Source organism: Cobetia sp. SIMBA_158, assembly GCF_046566945.1.
In the GTDB taxonomy this organism is placed as follows: Bacteria; Pseudomonadota; Gammaproteobacteria; order Pseudomonadales; family Halomonadaceae; genus Cobetia; species Cobetia amphilecti.
Genome location: NZ_JAWJYL010000111.1, coordinates 1 through 372, shown reverse-complemented (window position 1 = coordinate 372; position 372 = coordinate 1). Strand labels below are relative to the sequence as shown.

Sequence of the window (372 nt, the reverse complement as noted above, 5' to 3'; positions counted from 1 at the left end):
CGATGCGTCCGACGGGATCATGGTCGCGCGCGGCGACCTCGCGGTCGAAGTGGGCAACGCGGCCGTGCCGGCGCTGCAGAAGCGGATGATCCGGATGGCGCGCGAGTCGAACAAGCTCGTGATCACCGCGACGCAGATGATGGAATCGATGATCCACGCGCCGGTGCCGACGCGCGCCGAAGTGTCGGACGTCGCGAACGCGGTGCTCGACGGCACCGACGCGGTGATGCTGTCGGCCGAAACGGCCGCCGGTAAGTATCCGGTCGTCACGATCGAGACGATGGCGGCGGTGTGCGTCGAAGCGGAAAAATCGGAGCACGTCGAACTCGACAAGGATTTCCTCGACCGCACGTTCACGCGTATCGACCAGTA

Annotated in this window: 1 protein-coding gene; it reads left to right on the top strand. The window is 65.6% G+C overall.

All coding sequences use genetic code 11. The features are described 5' to 3' along the window. Positions 1-372: pyruvate kinase (locus tag R2R70_RS19205; protein ID WP_410978781.1), on the top strand; the 372-nt coding region annotated here is incomplete at both ends.